This is a genomic window from Pantoea sp. ME81 (genome assembly GCF_903970985.1).
GTDB classification, from domain to species: Bacteria; Pseudomonadota; Gammaproteobacteria; order Enterobacterales; family Enterobacteriaceae; genus Pantoea; species Pantoea communis.
On record NZ_CAJCKS010000378.1, the window covers coordinates 1 to 364 of the forward strand.

1 pseudogene is annotated in these 364 nt (G+C 57.4%); it reads left to right on the forward strand.

Features of this window, described 5'->3' with window-relative positions:
• A pseudogene (locus H7A81_RS27480) lies at nt 1–217 on the forward strand (hypothetical protein); the annotation flags it as partial.
• Nucleotides 218–364: the final 147 nt, after the last annotated feature.

Sequence of the window (364 nt, forward strand, 5' to 3'; positions counted from 1 at the left end):
CAGTGCGATGTTGCAAGCATTTCAGCAAGGTATCGGAAATCGCCTGCTTGCGTGCCGCCTGTTCTGGCGTGGCAGTGGATTCGGTCCACGGTTGAGTCATCAGGATGGTGCGGATAAAGCTGCGTTGGCACAGTATCAACAACTGACCACTGCGATGCAGGCGGATGATGCGCCAATGCTCGAAGCGGGTACGGCAGAACGGGAGCTACGCTGGTAGGCGAAGAGGGTACGGTGCAGGCCAGTGCGATGTTGCAAGCATTTCAGCAAGGTATCGGAAATCGCCTGCTTGCGTGCCGCCTGTTCTGGCGTGGCAGTGGATTCGGTCCACGGTTGAGTCATCAGGATGGTGCGGATAAAGCTGCGT